Below are 24062 nucleotides of genomic sequence, written 5' to 3'. Positions count from 1 at the left end.
CCATGGAACGGCAACTGGACGCTTATTGCGCTCACCTGCGCAACGAGCGCCAGGTGTCGCCCCATACGCTGGAAGCTTATCGGCGGGACTTGAACAAGGTCCTGGCGTACTGCGAAAAACAACAGATCGCCAGCTGGAAAGCCCTGGATATCCAGAGCCTGCGCAGCCTCATCGCGCGACTGCACCAGCAAGGCCAGTCTTCACGCAGCCTGTCGCGATTGCTTTCGGCGGTGCGCGGCCTGTATCACTACCTCAACCGTGAAGGCCTGTGCGATCACGACCCGGCCAATGGCCTGGCCCCGCCCAAGGGCGAACGGCGCCTGCCCAAAACCCTCGATACCGATCGCGCCCTGCAACTGCTCGACGGTGCCGTCGAAGACGACTTCCTTGCCCACCGCGACCAGGCCATCCTCGAGCTGTTCTATTCCTCGGGCCTGCGCTTGTCAGAATTGACCGGCCTGAACCTCGATCAACTGGACCTGGCGGACGGCCTGGTGCAAGTGCTCGGCAAAGGCAGCAAGACCCGTGTGCTGCCGGTCGGCCGCAAGGCTCGGGACGCCTTGCAGCTGTGGTTGCCGCTGCGTCTGTTGACCAACCCCGCGGACGACGCGGTGTTTGTCAGCCAGCAAGGCCGACGCCTCGGTCCACGGGCGATCCAGGTGCGGGTCAAGCTCGCCGGCGAGCGCGAGTTGGGGCAGAACCTGCACCCGCACATGCTGCGACATTCCTTTGCCAGCCATCTGCTGGAATCGTCCCAGGACCTGCGCGCGGTGCAGGAGCTGCTCGGCCACGCCGACATCAAGACCACGCAGATCTACACCCACCTCGACTTCCAGCACCTGGCGACGGTGTACGACAGCGCCCATCCACGGGCCAAACGCATCAAGGGCGGCGACTCATGAGTATCAAGCTGATCACCTTCGACCTGGACGACACACTCTGGGACAACGTACCCGTCATCATCGGCGCCGAAGCGTCGATGCGCGAATGGCTGGCGACCCATGCCTCCAAGGTCGGCGATTTGCCTCTTGAGCATTTCGCCAGCCTTCGCCAGCAGGTGCTGGAGCGCCATCCCGAGCTCAAGTACCGCATCAGCCTCCTGCGCCACCGCGTGCTGATGCACGCGTTTGAAGAGGCGGGTTATCCACAGCCCGAGGCCACGCAAATGGCAGACGTGTGCTATGAGGCGTTCATTCACGCCCGGCACCAGCTCACGCCTTTTCCTGAGGCCGAGCCGATGCTTCAAGCATTGCGCCAGCATTTCCTCCTGGGCGTGATCACCAACGGCAACGCCGACGTGCAGCGCGTGGGCCTGGCAGACTATTTCCACTTTGCGCTGCGCGCCGAAGATATCGGCATCGCCAAGCCGGATGCGCGACTGTTTCAGGAAGCGCTGCAACGCGCCGGCGTGGACGCCAGTCAGGCCGTGCATATTGGCGATCACCCCGGCGATGACATCGCCGGGGCCCAGCAGGCCGGGCTGCGGGCAGTGTGGTTCAACCCGACAGGCAAGGCATGGGAAGCGGATAAGCGCCCGGATGCGGAAATTCGTAGCTTGAACGAGCTGCCGCCGTTGCTTCGCAGTTGGCAGTAACGCTATCGCGGCACCACTAAAAATCAACATGTGGGAGCGGGCTTGCTTGCGAATGCGGTGTATCAGTCAGCCCATCAGCAACTGCCAGAGCACTTCGCGAACACGCCCGCTCCCACATTTGATGGGTGGTGACCCGTAGGATTTATTACATCCATGAAAAAGCCCGCAGCGACGGCGGGCTTTTTCATGCAAGCGAGCGGCTGACCTCAGATAGGACGGCTACCGTACTTGTTATCCGGCTTCTTCGGTGGATCTGCTACCACGTTGGCCTCGACTTCCTGCACTTTGCCGCCTTTGGCGAGGAATTCTTCCATCGCACGGGCCAGCGCATCGCGCTCTTTGTTCTTGGCTTCAACGCTTGGCAGTTCATCTACCGAAACAGCGGCCTTGGCTTTGCCTTTGGCTGCCGGGACAGGTGCATCATCACCACCGTCGTCGTCAGCAACGTCCTCAGCTGCCGCCTCAAGACCTTCTTCGGCCTCGTCGTCGTCACCGACTTCGAGTTCGTCGTTTTCCAGATCATCGTCGCTCATGTTCTACCTCATGACTTGCGAAAAGCAGATTAGTTATAGCCCAGCTTCACCCTCTGTCGAGGTCGCCGGAAAAAAATCAACATCCACCGGATTACCAGTGGCTTATGCCCCATCACCGTGCAAGGTGGCGAGGACTTTACGAGCACCGCCATGATCACGGTGCTCGCCCAGATAAACACCTTGCCAGGTCCCCATCGCCAAGCGGCCGGCCTTGACCGGCAAACTCAGCTGGCAGCCCAGGAGACTGGCCTTGAAGTGCGCCGGCAGATCATCCGGACCTTCGTCGTTGTGTTCGAACCCTGCACGCCCTTGCGGCACCAGCGAGTTGAAAAAACGCTCGAAGTCACGGCGAACCGCCGGGTCGGCATTTTCGTTGACCGTCAACGAAGCCGAGGTGTGCTGCAACCACAAATGCAACAGGCCCACACGGCACGCCTTCAATTCAGGCAGGCCGGCGAGCAACTCATCCGTCACCAAGTGAAAGCCCCGGGGCTTGGCCCGCAGGGTTATCAGGGTCTGTTGCCACATACAGTTCTCCGCCCATCGGCGCGCATTCTAGCGCGCTCTGGAAAAAAACAAAGTACCGAATACACCTACATGCCTGTAAGAGATTCACACCCTTAAAAGTGCCGTGTGGATCCCATCACAAAGTCGGCATAAACCCGTACACCTTTAGCCACAGACAAACCCCAGACAAAAAAATGCCCGGCAAGCCGGGCATCTTTTTTTTCGCGTACTTACAAGTTGTAGCCACGCTCGTTGTGTTGTGCCAGGTCGAGGCCCACGGCCTCTTCTTCGTCAGTAACCCGCAGGCCCATGACCATGTCCAGCACCTTGAGGATGATGAAGGTCACGATAGCCGTGTAGATCACGGTGAAGCCGACGCCTTTGCACTGGATCCAGACTTGCGCTGCGATGTCAGTGGTCGCCGCGTTGAAGCCGCCCAGAGAAGGCGCCGCGAACACGCCGGTCAGGATCGCGCCGAGGATACCGCCGATACCGTGCACGCCGAAGGCGTCCAGGGAGTCGTCGTAGCCCAGTTTGCGTTTCAGGGTAGTGGCGCAGAAGAAGCACACTACGCCCGCCGCCAGACCGATCACCAGGGCGCCCATTGGGCCCACGGTGCCCGCAGCCGGGGTGATTGCAACCAGGCCGGCGACGACGCCCGAGGCGATGCCCAGTGCGCTTGGCTTACCGTGAGTGACCCACTCGGCAAACATCCAGCCCAGCGCGGCAGCAGCGGTCGCAATCTGAGTGACCAGCATCGCCATACCGGCAGTGCCGTTGGCCGCAGCCGCAGAACCGGCGTTGAAGCCAAACCAACCGACCCACAGCATGGCAGCACCGACCAGGGTGTAACCCAGGTTGTGAGGCGCCATCGGGGTGGTTGGGAAGCCTTTACGCTTGCCGAGTACCAGGCACGCCACCAGGCCAGCCACACCGGCGTTGATGTGCACCACGGTGCCGCCGGCGAAGTCCAGCACGCCCCAATCGCCCAGCAACGAACCCGGACCGCCCCACACCATGTGCGCAATCGGTGCGTAGACCAGGGTGAACCAGACGCCCATGAAGATCAGCATCGCGGAGAACTTCATACGCTCGGCGAAGGCACCGACGATCAGCGCAGGCGTAATGATGGCGAACGTCATCTGGAAAGTGACGAACACCGCCTCAGGGAATAGCGCCGCAGGGCCGGTGATGCTCGCCGGGGTGACACCCGACAGGAACAGTTTGGACAGGCCGCCCACGAACGAGTTGAGGTTGACGACGCCTGCTTCCATACCGGTAGTGTCGAACGCCATGCTGTAGCCGTAAACGAACCACAAAATGGTGATCAGACCGGTGATGGCGAAGCACTGCATCATCACGGAAAGAATGTTTTTGGAGCGAACCATGCCGCCGTAGAACAGCGCGAGGCCTGGAATGGTCATGAACAGTACCAGCGCGGTGGACGTGAGCATCCACGCGGTGTCGCCGGAATTGAGGACTGGAGCAGGTACTGGGTCCGCCGCCATGGCCAGGGCCGGCATTACGAGGGACAACAGGGCTCCTAGCCCTGCGAATTTACGCAGAGTCATATTGTTTTCTCCTGGGGCGTTGGGGTTTGGCGGCTTAGATTGCGTCGGTATCGGTTTCGCCGGTACGGATGCGAATAGCCTGTTCCAGATTGACCACGAAGATCTTGCCGTCACCGATTTTGCCGGTGTTGGCGGCCTTGGTTATCGCCTCGATAACCCGGTCAAGATCCTTGTCGTCAATGGCGACATCAATCTTCACCTTTGGCAGAAAATCGACCACGTATTCCGCGCCGCGATACAGCTCGGTGTGACCCTTCTGCCGACCGAAGCCTTTGACCTCAGTAACGGTAATGCCCTGCACGCCGATCTCGGACAGCGACTCGCGTACATCGTCCAACTTGAACGGCTTGATGATGGCAGTGACTAGCTTCATGAAAACTCTCTCCCGAATTGGTGGACTTGCCCCAGGAAAACAAACCCGTCTCAAGTCTAAGCGCAGTGCCTGGCTTTGTAACGCGTCGTCGCCTCGGCATTTACCGTTGCGACGCCAGCGAACCACTGGTGACGAAACCTGTACCCCTGATCCGTCGGCGCACTGCATTCGTCACAGCGACTGCATCAGTGCATGGGTCATGATCGTCTAAGCAGAAACCTTGCCAGCTCCGTAAAAATCACTGAAATCAGTCCTTTGCCCACTTATGCCCACCCGCGGGGCGTTTTGGCGACGCCAATGCGCACAAAAACAGTGCGCGGCCGCCCGGAGCACTGCGCGAAAAGCGTGCGCTCCAGGCGGTGAAAAAGACTATAGACGCTGCGTGATACACTGCCCGCCAACAGTTTTTCCGGAATGTTTCCCATGCTCGCGCCCAAAGATCTCCTCGACGCCCTGAGCGGCCACGCCTCTCGCCTGTTCAGCGGCGATACCCCGCTGCCTCGCAACGAAATCGAAAGCCAGTTCAAGGCGCTGCTGCAAAGCGGCTTCAGCAAACTCGACCTGGTGAGCCGGGAAGAGTTTGATAGCCAAATGGTGGTGCTGGCCCGCACGCGTGCACGGCTGGAGAGCCTCGAGGCGAAGGTCGCGGAGTTGGAAGCACGGCTGACGCCACCTGCTGCTGAATAAACACGGTCAATGTGGGAGCTGGCTTGCCTGCGATAGCATCGCCTCAGTCTTTCTGATACACCGAGGCGTCTGCATCGCAGGCAAGCCAGCTCCCACATAAAGCGCTGTAAACGACTCCGGATACGTTCTGTAAAACCTCCTCCGCCTCGCTCTTCCCCACCTCGTCTACCCTTGAAAAACCCGCAGGAAGCGGCCTCTCTTTCAAGGAACGAGCATGTCCCTCGCCATCGTCCACAGCCGCGCCCAGATTGGCGTCGAAGCCCCTGCCGTCACGGTTGAAGTGCACATGGCCAATGGTCTGCCGTCCCTGACACTGGTGGGCCTGCCGGAAACCGCCGTCAAGGAAAGCAAGGACCGCGTGCGCAGCGCCATCCTCAATTGCGCGCTGCAATACCCAGCCCGGCGCATCACCCTCAACCTGGCGCCCGCCGACCTGCCCAAGGACGGCGGGCGTTTTGATTTGGCGATTGCCTTGGGCATCCTGGCGGCCAGTGTGCAGGTGCCGGCGTTGATGCTCGATGACGTGGAATGCCTGGGCGAATTAGCATTGTCCGGCGAAGTACGCGCAGTGAAAGGCGTGTTGCCGGCAGCGCTGGCAGCCCGCAAGGCCGGGCGCACCGTGATAGTGCCGCGGGCGAATGCCGAGGAGGCGTGCCTGGCCTCCGGGTTGAAGGTGATTGCGGTGGATCACTTGCTGCAGGTGGTGGCGCACCTGAATGGGCAGGTGCCGATCGAGCCCTACAAGTCTGATGGCTTGCAGTACCTGAACAAGCCCTATCCAGACCTGAGCGAAGTACAAGGGCAACTAGCGGCCAAGCGCGCGCTGCTGATCGCTGCGGCGGGCGCGCATAACCTGCTGTTCAGCGGGCCGCCCGGCACCGGCAAGACTTTGCTGGCCAGCCGGCTGCCGGGGTTGCTGCCGCCGTTGAGCGAGCAGGAAGCGCTGGAAGTGGCGGCGATCCAGTCAGTGGTCAGCCTCGCACCACTGAGCCATTGGCCGCACCGCCCGTTCCGTCAGCCACACCATTCAGCCTCGGGGCCAGCGCTGGTGGGCGGCGGATCAAAACCGCAACCGGGGGAAATCACCCTCGCCCACCACGGCGTGTTGTTTCTGGATGAGTTGCCGGAGTTCGATCGCAAGGTCCTGGAGGTGCTGCGCGAACCGCTTGAATCGGGACACATCGTCATTTCTCGTGCCCGCGACCGAGTGAGTTTCCCGGCACGTTTTCAACTGGTGGCGGCCATGAACCCCTGCCCTTGCGGGTATATGGGCGAGCCCAGTGGACGCTGTCGGTGTACGCCGGAGCAGATTCAGCGCTATCGCAACAAACTTTCCGGCCCCCTGCTGGACCGGATCGACTTGCACCTTACCGTCGCCCGGGAAACCACGGCACTTAACCCGACCCAGCAGCCTGGCGATAACACGGCAAAGGCCTCGGCACAGGTGGCCGACGCCCGCGAGCGCCAACTCAAGCGCCAGGGTTGCGCCAATGCCTTTCTGGATTTGCCAGGGTTACGCAAACACTGCCAATTGGCGAAAGCCGATGAAGGCTGGCTGGAAAGCGCCTGCGAGCGGCTGACGCTGTCGCTGCGCGCGGCACATCGCTTGCTCAAGGTGGCGCGCACGCTGGCAGACCTTGAGCGGGTTGAGAATATCGCTCGGCATCACTTGGCCGAGGCATTGCAATATCGGCCTGCGGCGGTGAGCTAGCCTGAAAACGCAAAATCCATGGCAAGCGGTTTGGTGTGGCGAGCGGGCTTGCCCCGCGTTGGGCTGCGCAGCAGCCCTAAAAACCGGCGACGCGGTCCAACAGTTGAAACATGGCGGCCGCACTGGGAGCGCTTCGCACTCCAACGCGGGGCAAGCCCGCTCGCCACGGAGGAATATGCTGGCCGCCAAAAGTAGTGTGGATACTTATACGGTGAAAACCAGCAACAGCCTCGCCACTTCCATCACTTCATCCAGCGCCGCCTCTGCCGACTCGGTAGAAGGATTCAGCATCAAGTCATCGGCATACCCCATCGCCATGGCGAAGATCTGCCGGGCTGCGCGTTGGGGCGAATCACAGCGCAAAACGTCGGGCGAGCGCTAAGCCTCAACGAAACCGATCGACCTCATGCCGCAAACCAGCTGCCAGGGTTTCCAGCTCTTTGGCGGTAACGGCCAGGTTCGACACCACTTCACGCTGCTCGCTGTTGGCCAGCGCAATGCTCTGCAAATTGCTGCTGAGCAACGTCGCGGTGCTGCTCTGTTCCTGGGTTGCCGTGGTAATTGCCGCAAATTGCTGACCGGCCGAGCGACTTTGCTCGTCGATACGCGCCAGCGCCGAAGCCACGTCGGCGTTGCGCGACAGGCCTTCCTGCATCAACGCATTGCCGTGCTCCATGGTGCTGATGGCATTACCGGTTTCCTGCTGAATGCTGTGGATCATCCCGGAGATTTCATCGGTGGCCTGGCGGGTGCGCGAAGCCAGGTTGCGCACCTCGTCAGCAACCACGGCGAAACCACGGCCTTGTTCACCGGCGCGGGCGGCCTCGATGGCCGCGTTGAGCGCCAACAGGTTGGTCTGTTCGGCGATCGAGGTGATCACGCCGACAATCCCGCCGATTTCCTGGGAGCGTTGGCCGAGGGTATTGATCACCGTGGCCGTGCTGTTCAGCGCGGTGGCGATATGTTCCAGGGACGACGACGCCTCTTGCATCGAGGTACGGCCGATGCGCGTCTGCTGGGCGTTTTCCTGGGCCAGTCGTTCGGTGTTGCCCATGTTGTCGGCGATGTTCAGCGAGGTGGCGCTGAACTCTTCCACCGCGCCGGCCATGCTGGTGATCTCGCCGGACTGCTGCTCCATGCCCTCATAGGCACCACCCGACAAACCGGACAAGGCCTGGGCTCGGCTGTTGACCTCTTCGGCGGCCTTGCGGATATGCGAGACCATGGTCGACAGGGCTTCACCCATCTGGTTGAAGCTGCGTGCCAATTGGCCTATTTCGTCATTACTGGACACATTGAGGCGCACACTCAAGTCACCCGCGCCGAGGGCTTCGGCCTGGCGCACGAGGTCACTCAGGGGCTGCAACTTGCTGCGCAACAGCCAGACCGCCGCGCCCACCGCGAACAACATTGCCAACACGCTGCCAATCACCAGGCGAATACCAACGGCCCAGGTCACCTCGCGAATTTCGGATTTCGGCATGCTCGCCACCACCGACCACGGGCCGCCTTCAAACGGCACCGAGACGCTGTAGAAATCTTCGTTCTTGTCGCTCCAGAAGCGCCCCTCGCCCGGTTTTTTGGCCAGGTCGAGCATCACCGGTACCGCCTGGTCCAGCGCCTGCACGCCGGCCGGGGGCACCAGCCAGTGTTTCTGTTCGTCCAGCAGCGCAAGGGAACCCGTTTTGCCGATACGGAAGCGCTTGAGGTTTTCAAACTGGGCTTTCTGGGCGTCGGTGTAGTCGAAACCGACAAACAGCACCGCAATCACTTTGCCGCCGGCATCGCGCACCGGTGTGTATTGGGTCATGTAGGAGCGGTCGAACAGCACGGCACGGCCGACGTAACTTTGCCCGGCAAGCAGGCGTTGGTAGGCCGGATGCTGGTGGTCCAGCGCCGTACCGATGGCGCGGCTGCCGTCTTGTTTGGTCAGGGACGTGCTGATGCGGACAAAGTCTTCGCCGCTACGCACAAATACGGTGGCCACGCCGCCAGAGGTGTCCTTGAATTCATCGACCTCATCGAAATCGTTGTTCAACAGGTTGTTGCCCAGGAACAGGCTCGGGGTTTGTACACCCGCCACTGCGACCTGCTGCTCGCCGCGCACACTCAACCCCGCACCGAAGCGCTTTTCAAACAGCCCGCTCAAACGCTGGGTACTTTCGCGCAAGGTGCTGTGGAAGGTATTGAGTTGGTCGGCGAGCAAACGCGCTTCGCTGGCCAGGTGTTCCTCGCGGGTGTCGAGGTTGGCGGAGTCGAGCGACCGCAAGGCGAAAACCGTACTGCCGCTGATGACGACAGCCAGTATCACGGCTAATGCGAGGCCTAACTGGGAGGCAATCCGAGCGCGAGGTTGAGACATGACAGCTCCTGGCCGAGGCCAGGATCATCCTGATCTCATAGCGCTACTCGGCAAATTATCGAGTGGGAAACGTTGGTGCACGGTTGTTCCAACACACCTTATTCGGCGGGCGCGAGGAATACTTGAGCGATTCACAGGGGTATCGCGCAAACGATTGCACAAATGCTTCAGTCGAGGCGCTCGACCTGGGGCAACTCCATGGCCTTGACCTCACCCTGGAGAAATTCCGCCAAGCGCCTTAAACGCTCACCACCGGGGCGGGTTTTCGGCCACACCAGGTAGTAATTTTCCCCACTGGCCACGGCGGTCGGCCACGGCAGGCTCAATCGTCCCTGGGCCACGTCTTCGGCGACCATCAGCAAATCGCCCATCGACACCCCGTAACCTCGTGCTGCGGCAATCATGCCCAGCTCAAGCGTGTCGAACACCTGCCCGCCCTTGAGCGAGACCTGAGATGCCAGCCCCATGCGCTGCAGCCAATTGCGCCAGTCGCGGCGGTCGGGCGTGGGGTGCAGCAGCTCAGCGCACGCCAGGCGCGTTACGTCCCACGGCCCGTCTGCCAGCAGGTTGGGGGCGCCCACGGGGATCAGCAGTTCGGGGAACAGGTAACTGGCCTCCCAGTCCGCCGGAAAGTGCCCGTAGCTCAGCAATACCGCGCAATCGAATGGCTCTTGGTTGAAGTCCACTTCGTCCACGCTCATCCACGCACTGGTCAGTTGCACCTCATTGCCCGGCTGCAACGCCCGGAAGCGGCTGAGCCGCGCCAGCAACCAGCGCATGGTCAGGGTCGACGGCGCTTTCATGCGCAGGATGTCGTCCTCTGCATTCAGGGTGTGGCAGGCGCGCTCCAGCGCAGCGAAACCCTCGCGCACGCCGGGCAGCAGCAAGCGCGCCGCTTCGGTGAGCTGCAGGTTGCGGCCGCTGCGCTGGAACAGGCGGCAGGCAAAATGCTCTTCAAGTGTGCGGATATGCCGGCTGACGGCACTTTGCGTGATCGACAGCTCCTCTGCCGCGCGGGTAAAGGAGTTGTGCCGTGAAGCGGCCTCAAATGCGCGCAAGGCGTACAACGGAGGGAGACGACGTGGCATAGGGAAACCTCCGACAGAGCAAGCCCAAACCCTACCATGAGTTTTAATCATGCGAACGATCGCTTTTATCCTTTTGTGTAATGCGTTGGGAGCGCCGAGAATCAACCCCTCCCCAACCCTCTGACTTTTTGAGCGTGATGACCATGCAGCATCCGGTGCGTACTGAACTCTGGGCCATTCTGCGGCTGTCGGGGCCGTTGATTGCCTCACAGTTGGCGCACATGTTGATGGTGCTGACCGACACGCTGATGATGGCCCGCCTGAGCCCCGAAGCCCTGGCCGGCGGCGGCCTGGGCGCGGCGAGCTATTCGTTTGTGGCGATTTTCTGCATCGGCGTGATTGCTGCAGTGGGCACGCTTGTGGCCATCCGCCACGGCGCGGGCGACATCGAAGGCGCCACCCGCCTGACCCAGGCCGGGCTGTGGCTTGCCTGGCTGATGGCACTGGTGGCCGGCTTGCTGCTGTGGAACCTCAAGCCCGTCTTGCTGATGTTTGGCCAGACCGAAACCAACGTGCACGCGGCGGGGCAATTTCTGACCATCCTGCCATTCGCCCTGCCCGGCTACCTGAGCTTCATGGCCTTGCGCGGCTTTACCAGCGCTATCGGCAAAGCCACGCCAGTGATGGTGATCAGCCTGGGCGGCACGGTGCTCAACTACTTCCTCAACCACGCCTTGATAGAAGGCATGTTCGGCCTGCCGAAACTGGGATTGATGGGTATTGGCCTGGTCACCGCGATTGTCGCCAACAGCATGGCCTTGGCGCTGATGTGGTACATCCGCAGCAACCGGGCTTACGCCGCCTACCCGCTTAGTTCAGGCCTGCTGCGCCTCAACACCCTGTATCTGCGCGAGCTGTGGCGCCTGGGCCTGCCGATTGGCGGCACCTATGCGGTGGAGGTCGGCTTGTTTGCCTTCGCGGCGCTGTGCATGGGCACCATGGGCAGTACGCAACTGGCGGCGCATCAGATTGCCCTGCAAATCGTCTCGGTAGCGTTCATGGTGCCGGCGGGGATGTCGTACGCGATCACCATGCGCATCGGCCAGCATTACGGCGCCGGGCAGTTGCTGCAAGCGCGCATGGCCGGGCGGGTCGGCATCGGATTCGGTGCGGCAGTGATGTTGGGATTTGCCGCAGTGCTGTGGCTGTTTTCCGATGCGCTTATCGGGCTGTTCCTCGACCATAACGACCCGGCCTTCCATGACGTTATCGTCCTGGCCGTCAGCCTGCTGGCCGTGGCGGCCTGGTTCGAATTGTTCGACGGTGTGCAGACCATCGCCATGGGCTGCATCCGTGGGTTGAAGGACGCCAAGACGACCTTTCTGATGGGCTTGGGCTGCTACTGGCTGATCGGCGCGCCGGCGGCGTGGTTGATGGCGTTCACCCTCGGCTGGGGGCCGACCGGTGTGTGGTGGGGCCTGGCGTTGGGCCTGGCCTGCGCGGCCGTCAGTTTGACCTGGGCGTTTGAGGCGAAGATGAAAAGGATGATTCGGCGGGAGCCGGAGGCTCATCCTGCATTTCAAGCCATGCAACCTGACTAACGGATGTACTCGATCAATGTGGGAGCTGGCTTGCCTGCGATAGCATCACCTGGATAGGCCTGACACACCGAGGTGCCTGCATCGCAGGCAAGCCAGCTCCCACACAAGCCAGTTCAGCCCAGCAAAGCCTGCTGGCTCTTGCCGAACGTCAAATACTCCACCAACTCCGGCAACGGCAATGGCTTGCTGATCAAATACCCCTGCGCCTGATCGCAGCCAAACAAGCGCAACAGCGCCAGTTGCTCAGGCGTTTCAACACCTTCAGCCACCACTTCCAGGTTGAGGTTGTGCGCCAGGTTGATCATGGCGTGCACCAGCTTGCGGTTCTCTTCGCGCTCTTCCATGCCGCCGACAAAGCTCTTGTCGATCTTCAACAAGGCAATCGGCAGGCTGTTGAGGTGCACGAACGACGAGAATCCGGTGCCGAAGTCATCCAGGGAAAACCGCACGCCCAGGCGGCCGAGGGCGTCCATGGTCTGTTTGACCAAGTCACTGCGGCGCATGACGGCGGTTTCGGTCAATTCGAACTCCAGCCATTGTGCTTCCACGCCGCGCTCGGCAATCAGCCGGCTGAGGGTCGAGAGCAGTTGGCTGTCCTGGAACTGGCGAAACGACAGGTTGACCGCCATGTGCAGCGGCGGCAAGCCGCGTTCGCGCAGGTCTTGCATGTCGCGCAGGGCGCGGGAGATCACCCAGTAGCCCAGCGGCACAATCAGGCCGCTCTGTTCGGCCAGCGGCACGAACTCACTGGGTGGCAACAGGCCGCGTTCGCCATGGCGCCAGCGCACCAAAGCTTCCAGGCCGACAATATGCCCGTCGTCCAGGTCCAGGCGCGGTTGGTAGTGCAGTTCCAGCTCGTCGCGGCGCAATGCGCGGCGCAGTTCACTTTCCAGGTCGGCCAGGCTGCGCGCGTTGCGGTTGATGCGTTCGTTGAAGATATGAAAGGTGCAGCCTTGCGTACTTTTGGCTTGCTGCATGGCGATATGCGCGTGCCACATCAGCGGGTCGGCGCCAGCACGCGCGCGGGCATGCGCCACGCCCAGGCTGCAGCCGATCAACAGGCTTTCGCCATCCACCCAATAGGGTTCGGCCATGGCTTCGGTGATGCGTTCGGCCATCCATTCGGCACGCTGGGGCGCGCGGCGCGTATCAATCAGCAGGGCGAACTCATCGCTGCCCAGGCGCGCCAACTGGTCCCCGGCTTCGAGCTGGCTCTTGAGGCGCGAGACCACTTGCAGGATCAACCGGTCGCCGGCCTGATGGCCTAAGGCGTCGTTGGCATGGCGAAAATTATCGAGGTCGAGATGGCCGAGCGCCAGGCCGCGGCCTTCGTTTTCAACCAGACGCGCCGCCAGCAGGGTCTGGAAACCCTGGCGATTGGCGATCCCGGTGAGCGGGTCCTGTTCGGCCAGGCGCTGCAAGGTGGTCTCCAGCACGCCGCGCTCGCGGACATGGCGCAGGCAGCGGCGCAATGTATCGGTATCCAATACGTCACGGATCAACCAATCGCTGACACCCAGCGGCGAAACCAGAGGTTCCTGCTCCAGCAACAATATGCACGGCAAGTTGCAACGGCCGGGGCAGGGTTGCAGGCTGGGCGTGGTCAATAACACGGCCGAGTGGTCGTCATCGAACAGACGACTCACCGAGTCCCAGTTGGGCGCACTGATCAGCACAGCCCCATCGCCCATCGGCGCCAGGCACTCGCGCAACAACGCTGCCCACGCTGGCTCATCGGCCAGTAGCAGCAAACGCAAGGGTTCGACAGGCGTAGACAAGCTAGCTCCCTAGACTCTGCAAAATTTCGTTGGCGGCGGGCATTATGACGCGCGGCCTGATAATCACCAATGATAAGGGTTATCAAATACGCTGACTGTAAGCATTCGTCCCGATCTTCAGGACAGAAGGCCCACACATCCTGCGGCAAAGTATCAAAACCGGCAAATTTAGATCGAGTGGTACGTCACACTGTCGTTCTGTGAGAGCAGAATCCTGCGAGCCTGTTAAAATGCCCGCCCTTTTGAACAACGACTCCCTGAATTCTGTATGTCCCGACTCAATCCCCGGCAGCAAGAAGCCGTGAACTACGTCGGCGGCCCTCTATTGGTGCTCGCCGGCGCAGGCTCCGGCAAGACCAGCGTGATCACCCGCAAGATCGCGCACCTGATCCAGAACTGTGGCATCCGCGCCCAGTACATCGTCGCCATGACCTTTACCAACAAGGCGGCGCGCGAAATGAAAGAGCGTGTCGGCACGCTGCTCAAGGGCGGCGAAGGCCGTGGCCTCACGGTGTGTACCTTCCACAACCTGGGCCTGAACATCATCCGCAAGGAGCATGCGCGGCTGGGCTACAAGCCCGGTTTCTCGATCTTCGACGAAACCGATGTGAAGTCGCTGATGACCGACATCATGCAAAAGGAATACGCAGGCGACGACGGCGTGGATGAGATCAAGAACATGATCGGCGCCTGGAAAAACGACCTGATCCTGCCGCCCCAGGCCCTGGAAAACGCGCGCAACCCCAAAGAGCAGACCGCCGCCATCGTCTACACCCATTACCAGCGCACGCTCAAGGCGTTCAACGCGGTGGACTTCGACGACCTGATCCTGCTGCCGGTAAAGCTGTTCGAGGAACACGCCGACATCCTCGAAAAGTGGCAGAACAAGGTCCGCTACCTGCTGGTGGACGAATACCAGGACACCAACGCCAGCCAATACCTGCTGGTGAAGATGCTGATCGGCACGCGCAACCAGTTCACCGTGGTGGGCGACGACGACCAGTCGATCTATGCCTGGCGCGGTGCGCGCCCGGAAAACCTGATGCTGCTCAAGGACGACTATCCGTCCCTGAAAGTGGTGATGCTGGAGCAGAACTACCGCTCCACCAGCCGTATCCTGCGTTGCGCCAACGTGCTCATCTCCAACAACCCCCACGAGTTTGAAAAACAACTGTGGAGCGAGATGGGCCACGGCGACGAAATCCGCGTGATCCGCTGCCGCAATGAAGACGCCGAAGCCGAGCGCGTGGCCGTGGAAATCCTCAGCCTGCACTTGCGCACCGACCGGCCCTACAGCGACTTTGCGATCCTGTACCGCGGCAACTACCAGGCCAAGCTGATCGAACTGAAATTGCAGCACCACCAGGTGCCGTATCGCCTGTCGGGCGGCAACAGCTTTTTCGGACGCCAGGAAGTAAAAGACCTGATGGCTTACTTCCGCCTGATCGTGAACCCGGACGACGACAACGCCTTCCTGCGCGTGATCAACGTCCCACGCCGGGAAATCGGTTCGACTACGTTGGAAAAGCTCGGCAACTACGCCACGGAACGCAAAATCTCGATGTACGCCGCCACCGACGAAATCGGCCTGGGCGAGCACCTGGACACACGCTTCACCGACCGACTGTCGCGCTTCAAGCGCTTCATGGACAAGGTGCGCGAGCAGTGCGCCGGCGAAGACCCGATCAGCGCGCTACGCAGCATGGTCATGGACATCGACTATGAAAACTGGCTGCGCACCAACAGCTCCAGCGACAAAGCCGCGGATTACCGCATGGGCAACGTCTGGTTCCTGATCGAAGCGCTGAAAAACACCCTGGAAAAAGACGAAGACGGCGAGATGACCGTCGAAGACGCCATCGGCAAGCTGGTGCTACGCGACATGCTCGAGCGCCAGCAAGAAGAGGAAGACGGCGCCGAAGGCGTGCAGATGATGACCTTGCATGCGTCCAAGGGCCTGGAATTCCCCTACGTGTTCATCATGGGCATGGAAGAGGAAATCCTCCCGCACCGTTCCAGCATCGAAGCCGACACTATCGAAGAAGAACGGCGCCTGGCCTACGTGGGCATCACCCGCGCGCGTCAGACGTTGGCCTTCACCTTCGCCGCCAAGCGTAAGCAATACGGCGAAATCATCGACTGTGCCCCCAGCCGGTTCCTCGACGAACTACCACCGGACGATCTGGCCTGGGAAGGCAATGACGACACCCCGACCGAGGTGAAAGCCGTTCGCGGCAATACCGCCTTGGCGGACATACGCGCGATGTTAAAGCGCTAGAATCGACTACTTTTTAATCTACTTTCGGCGCACACCGCGCCATTAGAGGAAGCTTTCCGTGGAAGCACTGCACAAGAAAATTCGCGAAGAAGGCATCGTGCTTTCCGATCAGGTACTCAAGGTCGACGCCTTTCTGAACCACCAGATCGACCCGGCGCTGATGAAACTGATCGGCGACGAATTCGCCGAGCGCTTCAAGGACTCGGGCATCACCAAGATCGTCACCATCGAAGCCTCGGGCATTGCGCCGGCGATCATGACCGGCCTGAACCTTGGCGTGCCGGTGATCTTCGCTCGCAAGCAGCAGTCCCTGACCCTGACGGAAAACCTGCTGTCGGCGACCGTTTATTCCTTCACCAAGAAGGTCGAAAGCACCGTGGCGATCTCCCCGCGTCACCTGACCAGCAGCGACCGCGTGCTGGTGATCGATGACTTCCTGGCCAACGGCAAGGCGTCCCAGGCGCTGATCTCGATCATCAAGCAAGCCGGCGCGACCGTTGCGGGCTTGGGGATTGTGATCGAGAAGTCGTTCCAGGGTGGCCGTGCCGAGCTGGATGCGCAGGGTTATCGGGTTGAGTCGCTGGCGCGCGTGAAGTCGCTTGCCGGTGGCGTGGTCACGTTCATCGAGTAATGGGCAGCACCGCAAACCCCAAGTGAACACAGATCAAAATGTGGGAGGGGGCTTGCCCCCGATAGCAGTGGGTCAGCCAACACATTGGGTGACTGATACACGGCAATCGGGGGCAAGCCCCCTCCCACATTTGGTTTCGTGGTGGTTTTTAGTGTGCGGTGGCCTGCAGGCCGGCGAGCAACAGGCGCTGGTACAGATCTTCTTTCAGCCCGTCTGGCTTATCCAACCGCATCCGTTTGAGATGCTCAGGAAACGCCTCCGGCTCCGGTGCATCCAGCGCCGCCTTGCCCAACTCCAGAATCTCCGTCAGCTTGAATTTGCTTTTGAGCCAGTTCAAAGCGCGCAACAAATCCTTCTCCTCATCCGTGAAGTCAGTGCCCAGCGGATACTCCGGAAACAGCCGGTGATGCCGCGCCTGAATGCCTTTGAGCCGCTCGGGCGTATTGTCGGCAAAGCGTGGGTCCAGCTGGAAATCCTTGGGTAATTTGCCGGCCTTTTGTGCCTGTTCGATCAAGTCGTTCTGAAAGCGCGAGTCGGTGATATTCAGCAGCGCCTCGATCACCTTGGCGTCTGTCTGCCCACGCAAATCGGCAATCCCGTACTCGGTGATGACGATATCGCGCAGGTGCCGGGGAATGGTGCAGTGGCCGTACTCCCAGACAATATTGGAACTGACCTCCCCGGCCGACTCGCGCCAACTGCGCAGGATCAGGATCGAACGCGCGCCTTCCAATGCATGGCCTTGCGCAACAAAGTTGTACTGCCCGCCGACGCCGCTGAGCACGCGGCCATCTTCCAGCTGATCGGCCACACCAGCGCCGAGCAAGGTCACCATGATCGCGCTGTTGATAAACCGCGCGTCCAGGCGTTGCAGGCGCTTGAGCTCTTCCTGGCCATACAGCTCGTTGATGTAGCTGATGCGCGTCATGTTGAATTCGAGGCGCTTGGCGTGCGTCATTTCCTGCAGGCGCTGGTAAAAACTGCGCGGCCCGAGAAAGAAACCGCCATGGATCGACACGCCGTCAGGTTGCGCCGCGTCGTCCAGCGTACCGGCATTGGCTTGCGCCTGGGTCGCCACATCCGGGTAAACCTTGCGCCGGATAATGCCGGCGTCAGCCAGTACCAGCAGGCCGTTAACGAACATTTCGCTGCAGCCATACAGGCCGCGGGCAAAGGGCGACACACCGCCTTCGCGGCTGATCAGGGGCGCCCATTGATACACATCAAGGTCGGTGAGCAGCAGTCGATAAGCCTCGTTATCCGCCTGGCGCGCCAGCAAGGCCGCGGTCAGCGCATCGCCCATGGAACCGATACCGATCTGCAATGTGCCGCCATCGCGCACCAGCGTGCTGGCATGCACACCGATAAAGTGGTCCTGCAAGCCCACCGGCATATTGGGTGTGGAGAACAGCGTGGTGCTGTCCTTTGCGTCGATCAGGTAATCGAAAGCGTCCATGCCCAGTTCGGCATCGCCCGGCATGTAGGGCAGATCGGAATGCACTTGGCCAACGATCAGGATGGTCTCGCCATCCTCACGGCGCTTCTCGATCATCGGCAGCAGGTCGAGTGTGATGTCGGGGTTGCAGCTCAAGCTCAGGCGATCCGGATGCTCAGTGCTGCTGGCCACCAGTTGCGCCACCAGATTCAGGCCGGCAGCGTTGATGTCGCGCGCCGCGTGACTGTAATTGCTGCTGACGTAATCCTGCTGCGCCGATGCGCTGTGGAGCAGGCTGCCGGGCTGCATGAAGAACTGCTGCACGCGGATGTTCGCGGGCAGGCTGTCCTTGTGCAGGTCGGCGAGAAAATCCAGCTCGGGGTAGTCGCCAAATACGCGTTCGATGAAGGGCTCGAGAAAGCGCTTCTGCAAACCGTCGCCCAAGGTCGGACGACCCAAGGCCAGCGCGGTGTAGATCGTCAGCGCCCGCTGCGGCAACTTGGCGATGCGCCGGTACAGCGCGTTGACGAACAGGTTAGGCTTGCCCAGGCCCAGGGGCATGCCCATGTGGATATGCGCGGGCAGGCGCGCCAATACGTCGTCAACTGCTTGCTCGATTGAACACAACTGCACCATCCGACCCTCCTGAACATTCCATGATTAGGGGTTGGACCGAGCTTGCCGGGTCTTTGCTGCAATGAACAGCCTGCAAACTTAAATCACGGGCACAAAAAAGCCGCTGGGCAGCGGCTTTTTGGCGAAGATCGGTTTATTTAAGCCCCGACATCTTCTCGATCGCACCTTTAAGCTCGTCATCCGAGCAATCGGCGCAGGTGCCTTTAGGCGGCATAGCGTTGAGGCCAGTGATCGCCTTGGCGAGCAGGCCGTCGAGGCCGCCCTGGTGATCGGCGCGGTCTTTCCAGGCAGCGGTGTCACCGATTTTCGGTGCGCCCAGCAGGCCGGTGCCGTGGCAGGCGTTGCAGTGCTTGGCGATCACGTCATCCGGCGTTTTTGCACCGCCGCCGCCACCGGCTGCCACCGCCACTTCCATCCCTTTGCATTCCTGGCCCTGAACACAGACTTGGCCGACAGGTTCCAGGCGCTTGGCAATTTCATCATTGGTCGCAGCTTGAGCGCTGACAGCCCATAGGGCCAGTACGGTTGCTGGTGCAGCCAGCATTTTCATAATTAGGTTCACGCGTTCACCCTCAATGGTGGCTATTCACGCCTGCGGCCACGGTTTCGCAGGCGGCGAAAGTATAACGGTTAGCCCGACCGGCCGAAACAACCCTATTAACTAAAGGGAGATTCGGCCGTGCGGAATACAGCTGCGGGAGTGTCTGCAACGCTGGCAGCACGCCTCTTCTGTCAAAAGTTCGCGGGTGTGGCTGCGCTGATTAGTCGCGCCGGCACGTCGAACGGGTTGCGAAAACGATGCGGCTTGGTGCTTTCAAAGTAGTAGCTATCGCCGGCTTCGAGCACAAAAGTTTCAAGACCGACCACCAACTCCAGGCGACCTTCCACCAGAATTCCGGTTTCCTCGCCTTCATGGGTGAGCATTTCTTCGCCGGTGTCGGCGCCCGGCGGGTAAATCTCGTTGAGAAACGCGATCGCCCGGCTCGGGTGTGCGCGGCCGACCAGTTTCATGGTGACGGCGCCGTCCGATATGTCGATCAGCTCATTGGCTTTATAGACGATCTGGGTCGGTTTTTCCTGGAGGATCTCCTCGGAAAAGAACTCGACCATCGACATGGGGATGCCGCCCAGCACCTTGCGCAAGGAGCTGATCGAGGGGCTGACACTGTTTTTTTCGATCATCGAAATGGTGCTGTTGGTGACACCCGCGCGCTTGGCGAGCTCGCGCTGGGAAAGACCCTTCAGTTTACGGATGGATTGCAGTCGTTCGCCGACGTCCAATGCAGGAGCCTCCTAGGATTCAGGCGTTGTTGTAATTGAGCGTTATCATGGCGACAGCGTTCAGTATTTACAACACTTGGGCCTAAATCCTGGCCAGCTCCACTCGTAGGCCGTGCTCAAGCCCCGGAATAGAGCCTTGGCACGCGGCGCAGGTTGCAGAAGATCTGGTAGGGAATGGTCTCGGCAGCGCTCGCAACGTCGCTGGCGAGAATAGTTTTGCCCCACAACTCCACGGTGGAACCGAGCCCGGCCTGCGGCACGTCGGTGAGGTCGACACACAGCATGTCCATGGATACACGGCCCAGCAACTGGCTGCGCTGGCCCGCCACCAACACCGGTGTGCCAGTGGGCGCGTGACGTGGATAACCATCGGCATAGCCCATGGCGACCACGCCGATCCGCATCGGTTTGGGTGTGATGAACTTGGCGCCGTAGCCCACCGGCTCGCCGGCCGGCAGTTCGCGCACGCAGATGACCTTGGATTCAAGCGTCATCACCGGCTGCAAGCGCGCGGCAATCGCCTGGTCTTCACCAAACGGCGTGGCGCCGTAGAGCATGATGCCTGGGCGCACCCAGTCGCTGGAGACGTTCGGCCAGCCCATCACTGACGGCGAGTTGCGCAGGCTCACCTCAGCCGACAAGCCTTGGCGCGCCGCTTCAAACACCGCCACTTGTTCATTGCTGCGTACACAATCGAGCTCGTCGGCACGGGCGAAGTGGCTCATCAATACGATTTTCGCCACTTTACCGCTGGCCAGCAGGCGCTGATAAGCCCCGTGGTAATCCTTGGGATGCAGGCCGACACGATGCATGCCCGAATCCAACTTGAGCCAGATGGTCAGCGGCTTGCTCAACCGGGCCTGCTCAATGGCTTCCAACTGCCACAGCGAATGCACCACACACCAGAAATCATGCTCGATGATCAGCGGCAGCTCGTCGGCTTCGAAGAACCCTTCCAGCAACAGCACCGGCGCGCGAATCCCGGCGGCACGCAGCTCCAGTGCTTCCTCGATGCACGCCACGGCAAACCCGTCGGCTTCGGCTTCCAGCGCCTGGGCCACGTGCACGGCGCCGTGGCCATAGGCATCGGCCTTGACCACGGCGAGGGCCTTGGCCCCCGTGACTTCACGGGCCAGTTGGTAATTGTGGCGCAGGGCTTGGAGGTCGATCAGGGCACGGGCAGGACGCATGGCGGCAGGCTTCTAGGCGGCAGAGTGAGGAAAAAACCGGCACCGACAGACAGCATCGGCACCGGGAGAGGGATCGTTGGTTAAGGCAGCGCGGCCACGACGGACAGCTCTACCAGGATTTCCGGTTCGCACAGTTTGGCTTCAACCGTGGCACGGGCCGGGGCAACGCCTTTAGGCAGCCACTTGTCCCACACCGCGTTCATGCCGGCGAAATCGGTGTCGATGTCTTTCAAGTAGATCGTCACCGACAGCAGCTTGGATTTGTCGGTGCCGGCCAAGTCCAGCAAACGCTCGATATTGGCCAGGGTTTCACGGGTCTGCTGTTCAATCCCGGCACTCATGTCGTCGCCGACTTGCCCTGCCAGATACACGGTACCGCTGTGAACAACGATCTGGCTCATGCGCTCATTGGTGAGCTGGCGCTGGATTGACATGTTTTGCGGACTCCTGGTGGTTGCCGTAACGGGAAATATCGAGGCCTTCGGCGCTGATCTGCGGAGTTTTCTTCGCCATCAGGTCGGCCAGCAAACGACCAGAGCCACAGGCCATGGTCCAGCCAAGTGTGCCGTGCCCGGTATTGAGGAACAGGTTCTTGAAGGGCGTGGCACCGACAATCGGCGTGCCGTCGGGTGTCGTCGGGCGCAGGCCGGTCCAGAACGTGGCTTCGGTCAAATCGCCGCCCTGAGGATAAAGGTCGTTGACGATCATCTCCAGGGTTTCACGCCGGCGCGGGTTCAGCGACAGGTCAAAACCGGCTATTTCAGCCATGCCGCCAACGCGGATGCGGTTGTCGAAACGGGTGATCGCGACCTTGTAGGTCTCGTCCAGAATGGTCGAGGTCGGTGCCATCGCCGGGTTGGTGATCGGCACGGTCAGCGAGTAACCCTTGAGCGGGTACACTGGCGCCTTGATCCCCAGCGGCTTGAGCAGTTTCGGCGAGTAGCTGCCGAGGGCCAGTACATAACGGTCTGCGGTTTCCAGCGTGCCGTCGATCCACACGCCATTGATGCGGTCGCCTGCGCAGTCGAGGCGCTGGATGTCCTGCTCGAAGCGGAACTCAACGCCCAACTGCTTGCACATGTCGACCAGGCGCGTGGTGAACATCTGGCAGTCGCCCGTCTGGTCGTTCGGCAGGCGCAGCGCGCCAGCAAGAATATCCGTAACGCTGGCCAGGGCCGGCTCAACGCGGGCGATACCGGCGCGGTCGAGCAGCTCGAACGGTACGCCAGATTCTTTGAGCACGGCGATGTCTTTGGCCGCGCCGTCCAGTTGCGCCTGGGTGCGGAACAATTGCGTTGTACCGAGGCTGCGGCCCTCGTAGGCAATGCCGGTTTCAGCGCGCAGCTCGTCGAGGCAGTCGCGGCTGTACTCGGACAGGCGGACCATGCGTTCCTTGTTCACTGCGTAGCGGCTTTGGGTGCAGTTGCGCAGCATCTGCGCCATCCACAGGTATTGGTCGATATCGGCGGTAGCCTTGATTGCCAACGGCGCGTGACGCTGCAGCAGCCACTTGATCGCCTTGAGCGGCACGCCCGGCGCAGCCCAGGGCGAGGCGTAACCAGGCGACACCTGGCCGGCGTTGGCGAAACTGGTTTCCATGGCAGCGGCTGGCTGACGGTCGACCACGACGACTTCAAAGCCGGCCCGCGCCAAATAGTACGCACTGGTCACACCAATAACGCCGCTACCCAAGACCAGAACGCGCATTTTTATATCCTCATCGCGGGCTTGGCCGCTGACGTGTGTTATTGGAGCAATGATGAGCGCAGTATAAAAAGCAATTGCCAGTGCATTTCACTATATAAATGCCTATATTTGGCGACAATTCTCGGCAAAAACCCTTTTCACAGAGGCGTATCCCCTATGCGTACCAACACCCAGACCAAGCGGGAGCTGGACAAGATCGACCGCAATATCCTGCGCATCCTGCAAACCGACGGGCGCATTTCATTCACGGAGCTGGGGGAAAAAGTCGGGCTGTCGACCACGCCGTGCACCGAGCGCGTACGCCGCCTGGAACGCGAAGGGATCATCATGGGCTACAACGCGCGGCTCAATCCGCAGCATTTGAAGGGCAGTTTGCTGGTATTTGTCGAGATCAGCCTCGATTACAAGTCCGGCGACACCTTTGAAGAATTCCGCCGCGCCGTGCTCAAACTGCCCCATGTGTTGGAGTGCCATTTGGTGTCGGGGGATTTCGACTACCTGGTGAAAGCGCGCATTTCCGAGATGGCCTCGTACCGCAAATTGCTCGGCGACATCTTGCTCAAGTTGCCCCATGTGCGCGAATCAAAGAGCTATATCGTGATGGAAGAGGTGAAGGAAAGCCTGAACCTGCCAATTCCGGACTGACCGACACAATACGGTCAATGTGGGAGCGGGCTTGCTCGCGAAAGCGGAGTGTCAGTCACCAGACTCATCGACTGATTCACCGCCTTCGCGAGCAAGCCCGCTCCCACATTTTGACCGCGTATAGTCGCTAGACCAGCACCTGCCGGGTGCTGGCCATGTATTCGTGGATTTGCTTCTCAACCCGCGGATGAATCAGCTCTACGGGCCGCCGCCCGTTGGGGCACGGCAAGGTCTTGGTGGTGCCGAACAACCGGCAGATCAGCGGGCGTTCGTCGTACACCGTGCAGCCGTTGGGCCCAAGGTGCACGCAGTTCAGCTCGTCCATGGCTGCGTCCTGCTCGGCTGCGGTCTTGCGTGGCAGGCGCGACATTTCCTCGGGCGAGGTGGTCACCGGCCCACAGCAATCGTGGCAACCCGGAACACACTCGAACGAAGGAATCTGCCTACGCAGCGCGCTGATTTTCTGACTGTTGCAACTCATCGGAACACATACCGGACGGCGAATAGGCGTGGA

The 24062-nt window shown here is 60.9% G+C and carries 22 protein-coding genes and 1 pseudogene; 8 read left to right on the top strand and 15 right to left on the bottom strand.

Going from position 1 to position 24062, the window contains the following annotated elements:
* Positions 1-2: 2 nt before the first annotated feature.
* Positions 3-902: a tyrosine recombinase XerC gene (gene xerC / locus ACM530_RS10885; RefSeq protein ID WP_416364756.1), complete on the top strand. Its 900-nt coding sequence runs from the start codon at positions 3-5 to the stop codon at positions 900-902.
* A complete protein-coding gene (locus ACM530_RS10880) occupies positions 899-1594 on the top strand; it encodes an HAD family hydrolase (RefSeq protein WP_242199622.1) in 696 nt (231 codons plus the stop codon). The genes xerC and ACM530_RS10880 overlap by 4 nt, the downstream gene beginning before the upstream one ends.
* A gap of 206 nt (positions 1595-1800) precedes the next feature.
* Here the strand turns inward: ACM530_RS10880 and sutA are convergent, their stop codons facing one another.
* The 4 genes from sutA to glnK all read right to left on the bottom strand — a co-directional run bounded on the left by sutA (position 1801) and on the right by glnK (position 4578).
* Positions 1801-2127, bottom strand: coding sequence for a transcriptional regulator SutA (gene sutA, locus ACM530_RS10875; protein WP_106575834.1), 327 nt, complete (start codon positions 2125-2127; stop codon positions 1801-1803).
* Positions 2128-2229: 102 nt separating this feature from the next.
* Entirely contained in the window at positions 2230-2655 is a 426-nt protein-coding gene (locus ACM530_RS10870; protein ID WP_071485166.1) for a secondary thiamine-phosphate synthase enzyme YjbQ, read from the bottom strand.
* 209 nt (positions 2656-2864) lie between these two features.
* Entirely contained in the window at positions 2865-4205 is a 1341-nt protein-coding gene (locus ACM530_RS10865; RefSeq protein ID WP_145158088.1) for an ammonium transporter, read from the bottom strand.
* A 34-nt stretch (positions 4206-4239) separates the two neighbouring features.
* Positions 4240-4578 (bottom strand): P-II family nitrogen regulator, encoded by a 339-nt coding sequence (gene glnK / locus ACM530_RS10860; protein WP_002555808.1) that lies wholly within the window; start codon positions 4576-4578, stop codon positions 4240-4242.
* A 423-nt stretch (positions 4579-5001) separates the two neighbouring features.
* On the opposite strand from glnK, the gene ACM530_RS10855 reads away from it, so the two are divergent.
* Together ACM530_RS10855 and ACM530_RS10850 are read left to right on the top strand one after the other, a co-directional pair.
* Complete coding sequence (locus tag ACM530_RS10855; protein ID WP_145158091.1) at positions 5002-5265, top strand: accessory factor UbiK family protein; 264 nt, start codon at positions 5002-5004, stop codon at positions 5263-5265.
* A gap of 214 nt (positions 5266-5479) precedes the next feature.
* Positions 5480-6976, top strand: coding sequence for a YifB family Mg chelatase-like AAA ATPase (locus ACM530_RS10850; protein ID WP_369301882.1), 1497 nt, complete (start codon positions 5480-5482; stop codon positions 6974-6976).
* Between the two features lie 204 nt (positions 6977-7180).
* On the opposite strand, the pseudogene ACM530_RS10845 reads toward ACM530_RS10850, so the two are convergent.
* The 3 genes and pseudogenes from ACM530_RS10845 to ACM530_RS10835 form a co-directional block, all read right to left on the bottom strand.
* A pseudogene (locus ACM530_RS10845) lies at positions 7181-7342 on the bottom strand (TetR/AcrR family transcriptional regulator); the annotation flags it as partial.
* A gap of 19 nt (positions 7343-7361) precedes the next feature.
* Positions 7362-9338: a methyl-accepting chemotaxis protein gene (locus ACM530_RS10840; RefSeq protein WP_145158097.1), complete on the bottom strand. Its 1977-nt coding sequence runs from the start codon at positions 9336-9338 to the stop codon at positions 7362-7364.
* A 167-nt stretch (positions 9339-9505) separates the two neighbouring features.
* Positions 9506-10426, bottom strand: a complete 921-nt coding sequence (locus ACM530_RS10835; RefSeq protein WP_124418743.1) for a LysR substrate-binding domain-containing protein — start codon at positions 10424-10426, stop codon at positions 9506-9508.
* Between the two features lie 137 nt (positions 10427-10563).
* Here ACM530_RS10835 and ACM530_RS10830 point away from each other — a divergent pair, with 137 nt between their 5' ends.
* Complete coding sequence (locus tag ACM530_RS10830; protein ID WP_416364755.1) at positions 10564-11967, top strand: NorM family multidrug efflux MATE transporter; 1404 nt, start codon at positions 10564-10566, stop codon at positions 11965-11967.
* Between the two features lie 113 nt (positions 11968-12080).
* Here ACM530_RS10830 and ACM530_RS10825 read toward each other — a convergent pair whose 3' ends face one another.
* A complete protein-coding gene (locus ACM530_RS10825) occupies positions 12081-13745 on the bottom strand; it encodes a putative bifunctional diguanylate cyclase/phosphodiesterase (RefSeq protein ID WP_416364754.1) in 1665 nt (554 codons plus the stop codon).
* 268 nt (positions 13746-14013) lie between these two features.
* On the opposite strand from ACM530_RS10825, the gene rep reads away from it, so the two are divergent.
* Complete coding sequence (gene rep, locus ACM530_RS10820) at positions 14014-16023, top strand: DNA helicase Rep (protein WP_053258644.1); 2010 nt, start codon at positions 14014-14016, stop codon at positions 16021-16023.
* Positions 16024-16081: 58 nt separating this feature from the next.
* A complete protein-coding gene (locus ACM530_RS10815) occupies positions 16082-16654 on the top strand; it encodes a xanthine phosphoribosyltransferase (RefSeq protein ID WP_094948722.1) in 573 nt (190 codons plus the stop codon).
* Positions 16655-16802: 148 nt separating this feature from the next.
* Here ACM530_RS10815 and ACM530_RS10810 read toward each other — a convergent pair whose 3' ends face one another.
* From ACM530_RS10810 to dadA, 6 genes are all read right to left on the bottom strand, one after another.
* Positions 16803-18725 carry an acetyl-CoA hydrolase/transferase C-terminal domain-containing protein gene (locus tag ACM530_RS10810; protein WP_416364753.1) on the bottom strand — a complete coding sequence of 641 codons (1923 nt, stop codon included), beginning with the start codon at positions 18723-18725 and terminating at the stop codon, positions 16803-16805.
* 133 nt (positions 18726-18858) lie between these two features.
* On the bottom strand, positions 18859-19275 hold the full coding sequence (locus tag ACM530_RS10805; RefSeq protein ID WP_065931891.1) for a c-type cytochrome: 417 nt from the start codon (positions 19273-19275) through the stop codon (positions 18859-18861).
* A 182-nt stretch (positions 19276-19457) separates the two neighbouring features.
* Positions 19458-20006: a cupin domain-containing protein gene (locus tag ACM530_RS10800; RefSeq protein ID WP_017135864.1), complete on the bottom strand. Its 549-nt coding sequence runs from the start codon at positions 20004-20006 to the stop codon at positions 19458-19460.
* Positions 20007-20122: 116 nt separating this feature from the next.
* A complete protein-coding gene (alr, locus tag ACM530_RS10795) occupies positions 20123-21196 on the bottom strand; it encodes an alanine racemase (protein ID WP_416364752.1) in 1074 nt (357 codons plus the stop codon).
* An 80-nt stretch (positions 21197-21276) separates the two neighbouring features.
* Positions 21277-21630 (bottom strand): RidA family protein, encoded by a 354-nt coding sequence (locus ACM530_RS10790; protein WP_416364751.1) that lies wholly within the window; start codon positions 21628-21630, stop codon positions 21277-21279.
* Positions 21602-22903, bottom strand: a complete 1302-nt coding sequence (gene dadA / locus ACM530_RS10785) for a D-amino acid dehydrogenase (protein ID WP_416364750.1) — start codon at positions 22901-22903, stop codon at positions 21602-21604. Before dadA ends, ACM530_RS10790 begins: the two co-directional genes overlap by 29 nt.
* Positions 22904-23059: 156 nt before the next feature.
* Between dadA and ACM530_RS10780 the strand changes: the two genes are divergently transcribed.
* A complete protein-coding gene (locus tag ACM530_RS10780; RefSeq protein WP_003176896.1) occupies positions 23060-23548 on the top strand; it encodes an Lrp/AsnC ligand binding domain-containing protein in 489 nt (162 codons plus the stop codon).
* A 127-nt stretch (positions 23549-23675) separates the two neighbouring features.
* On the opposite strand, the gene ACM530_RS10775 is transcribed toward ACM530_RS10780, so the two are convergent.
* Positions 23676-24029, bottom strand: a complete 354-nt coding sequence (locus ACM530_RS10775; protein WP_016975913.1) for a YkgJ family cysteine cluster protein — start codon at positions 24027-24029, stop codon at positions 23676-23678.
* Positions 24030-24062 lie beyond the last annotated feature (33 nt).

It is taken from the genome of Pseudomonas sp. NFX183, from assembly GCF_047943075.1.
Classification (GTDB): domain Bacteria; phylum Pseudomonadota; class Gammaproteobacteria; order Pseudomonadales; family Pseudomonadaceae; genus Aquipseudomonas.
This window is presented reverse-complemented; position numbering and strand designations above follow the sequence as displayed.

Coding starts and splice junctions, on each gene's coding strand:
- xerC (WP_416364756.1), top strand. CDS start 3: ATGGAACGGCAACTGGACGCTTATTGCGCTCACCTGCGCAACGAGCGC.
- ACM530_RS10880 (WP_242199622.1), top strand. CDS start 899: ATGAGTATCAAGCTGATCACCTTCGACCTGGACGACACACTCTGGGAC.
- sutA (WP_106575834.1), bottom strand. CDS start 2,127: ATGAGCGACGATGATCTGGAAAACGACGAACTCGAAGTCGGTGACGAC.
- ACM530_RS10870 (WP_071485166.1), bottom strand. CDS start 2,655: ATGTGGCAACAGACCCTGATAACCCTGCGGGCCAAGCCCCGGGGCTTT.
- ACM530_RS10865 (WP_145158088.1), bottom strand. CDS start 4,205: ATGACTCTGCGTAAATTCGCAGGGCTAGGAGCCCTGTTGTCCCTCGTA.
- glnK (WP_002555808.1), bottom strand. CDS start 4,578: ATGAAGCTAGTCACTGCCATCATCAAGCCGTTCAAGTTGGACGATGTA.
- ACM530_RS10855 (WP_145158091.1), top strand. CDS start 5,002: ATGCTCGCGCCCAAAGATCTCCTCGACGCCCTGAGCGGCCACGCCTCT.
- ACM530_RS10850 (WP_369301882.1), top strand. CDS start 5,480: ATGTCCCTCGCCATCGTCCACAGCCGCGCCCAGATTGGCGTCGAAGCC.
- ACM530_RS10840 (WP_145158097.1), bottom strand. CDS start 9,338: ATGTCTCAACCTCGCGCTCGGATTGCCTCCCAGTTAGGCCTCGCATTA.
- ACM530_RS10835 (WP_124418743.1), bottom strand. CDS start 10,426: ATGCCACGTCGTCTCCCTCCGTTGTACGCCTTGCGCGCATTTGAGGCC.
- ACM530_RS10830 (WP_416364755.1), top strand. CDS start 10,564: ATGACCATGCAGCATCCGGTGCGTACTGAACTCTGGGCCATTCTGCGG.
- rep (WP_053258644.1), top strand. CDS start 14,014: ATGTCCCGACTCAATCCCCGGCAGCAAGAAGCCGTGAACTACGTCGGC.
- ACM530_RS10810 (WP_416364753.1), bottom strand. CDS start 18,725: ATGGTGCAGTTGTGTTCAATCGAGCAAGCAGTTGACGACGTATTGGCG.
- ACM530_RS10805 (WP_065931891.1), bottom strand. CDS start 19,275: ATGAAAATGCTGGCTGCACCAGCAACCGTACTGGCCCTATGGGCTGTC.
- alr (WP_416364752.1), bottom strand. CDS start 21,196: ATGCGTCCTGCCCGTGCCCTGATCGACCTCCAAGCCCTGCGCCACAAT.
- ACM530_RS10790 (WP_416364751.1), bottom strand. CDS start 21,630: ATGTCAATCCAGCGCCAGCTCACCAATGAGCGCATGAGCCAGATCGTT.
- dadA (WP_416364750.1), bottom strand. CDS start 22,903: ATGCGCGTTCTGGTCTTGGGTAGCGGCGTTATTGGTGTGACCAGTGCG.
- ACM530_RS10780 (WP_003176896.1), top strand. CDS start 23,060: ATGCGTACCAACACCCAGACCAAGCGGGAGCTGGACAAGATCGACCGC.
- ACM530_RS10775 (WP_016975913.1), bottom strand. CDS start 24,029: ATGAGTTGCAACAGTCAGAAAATCAGCGCGCTGCGTAGGCAGATTCCT.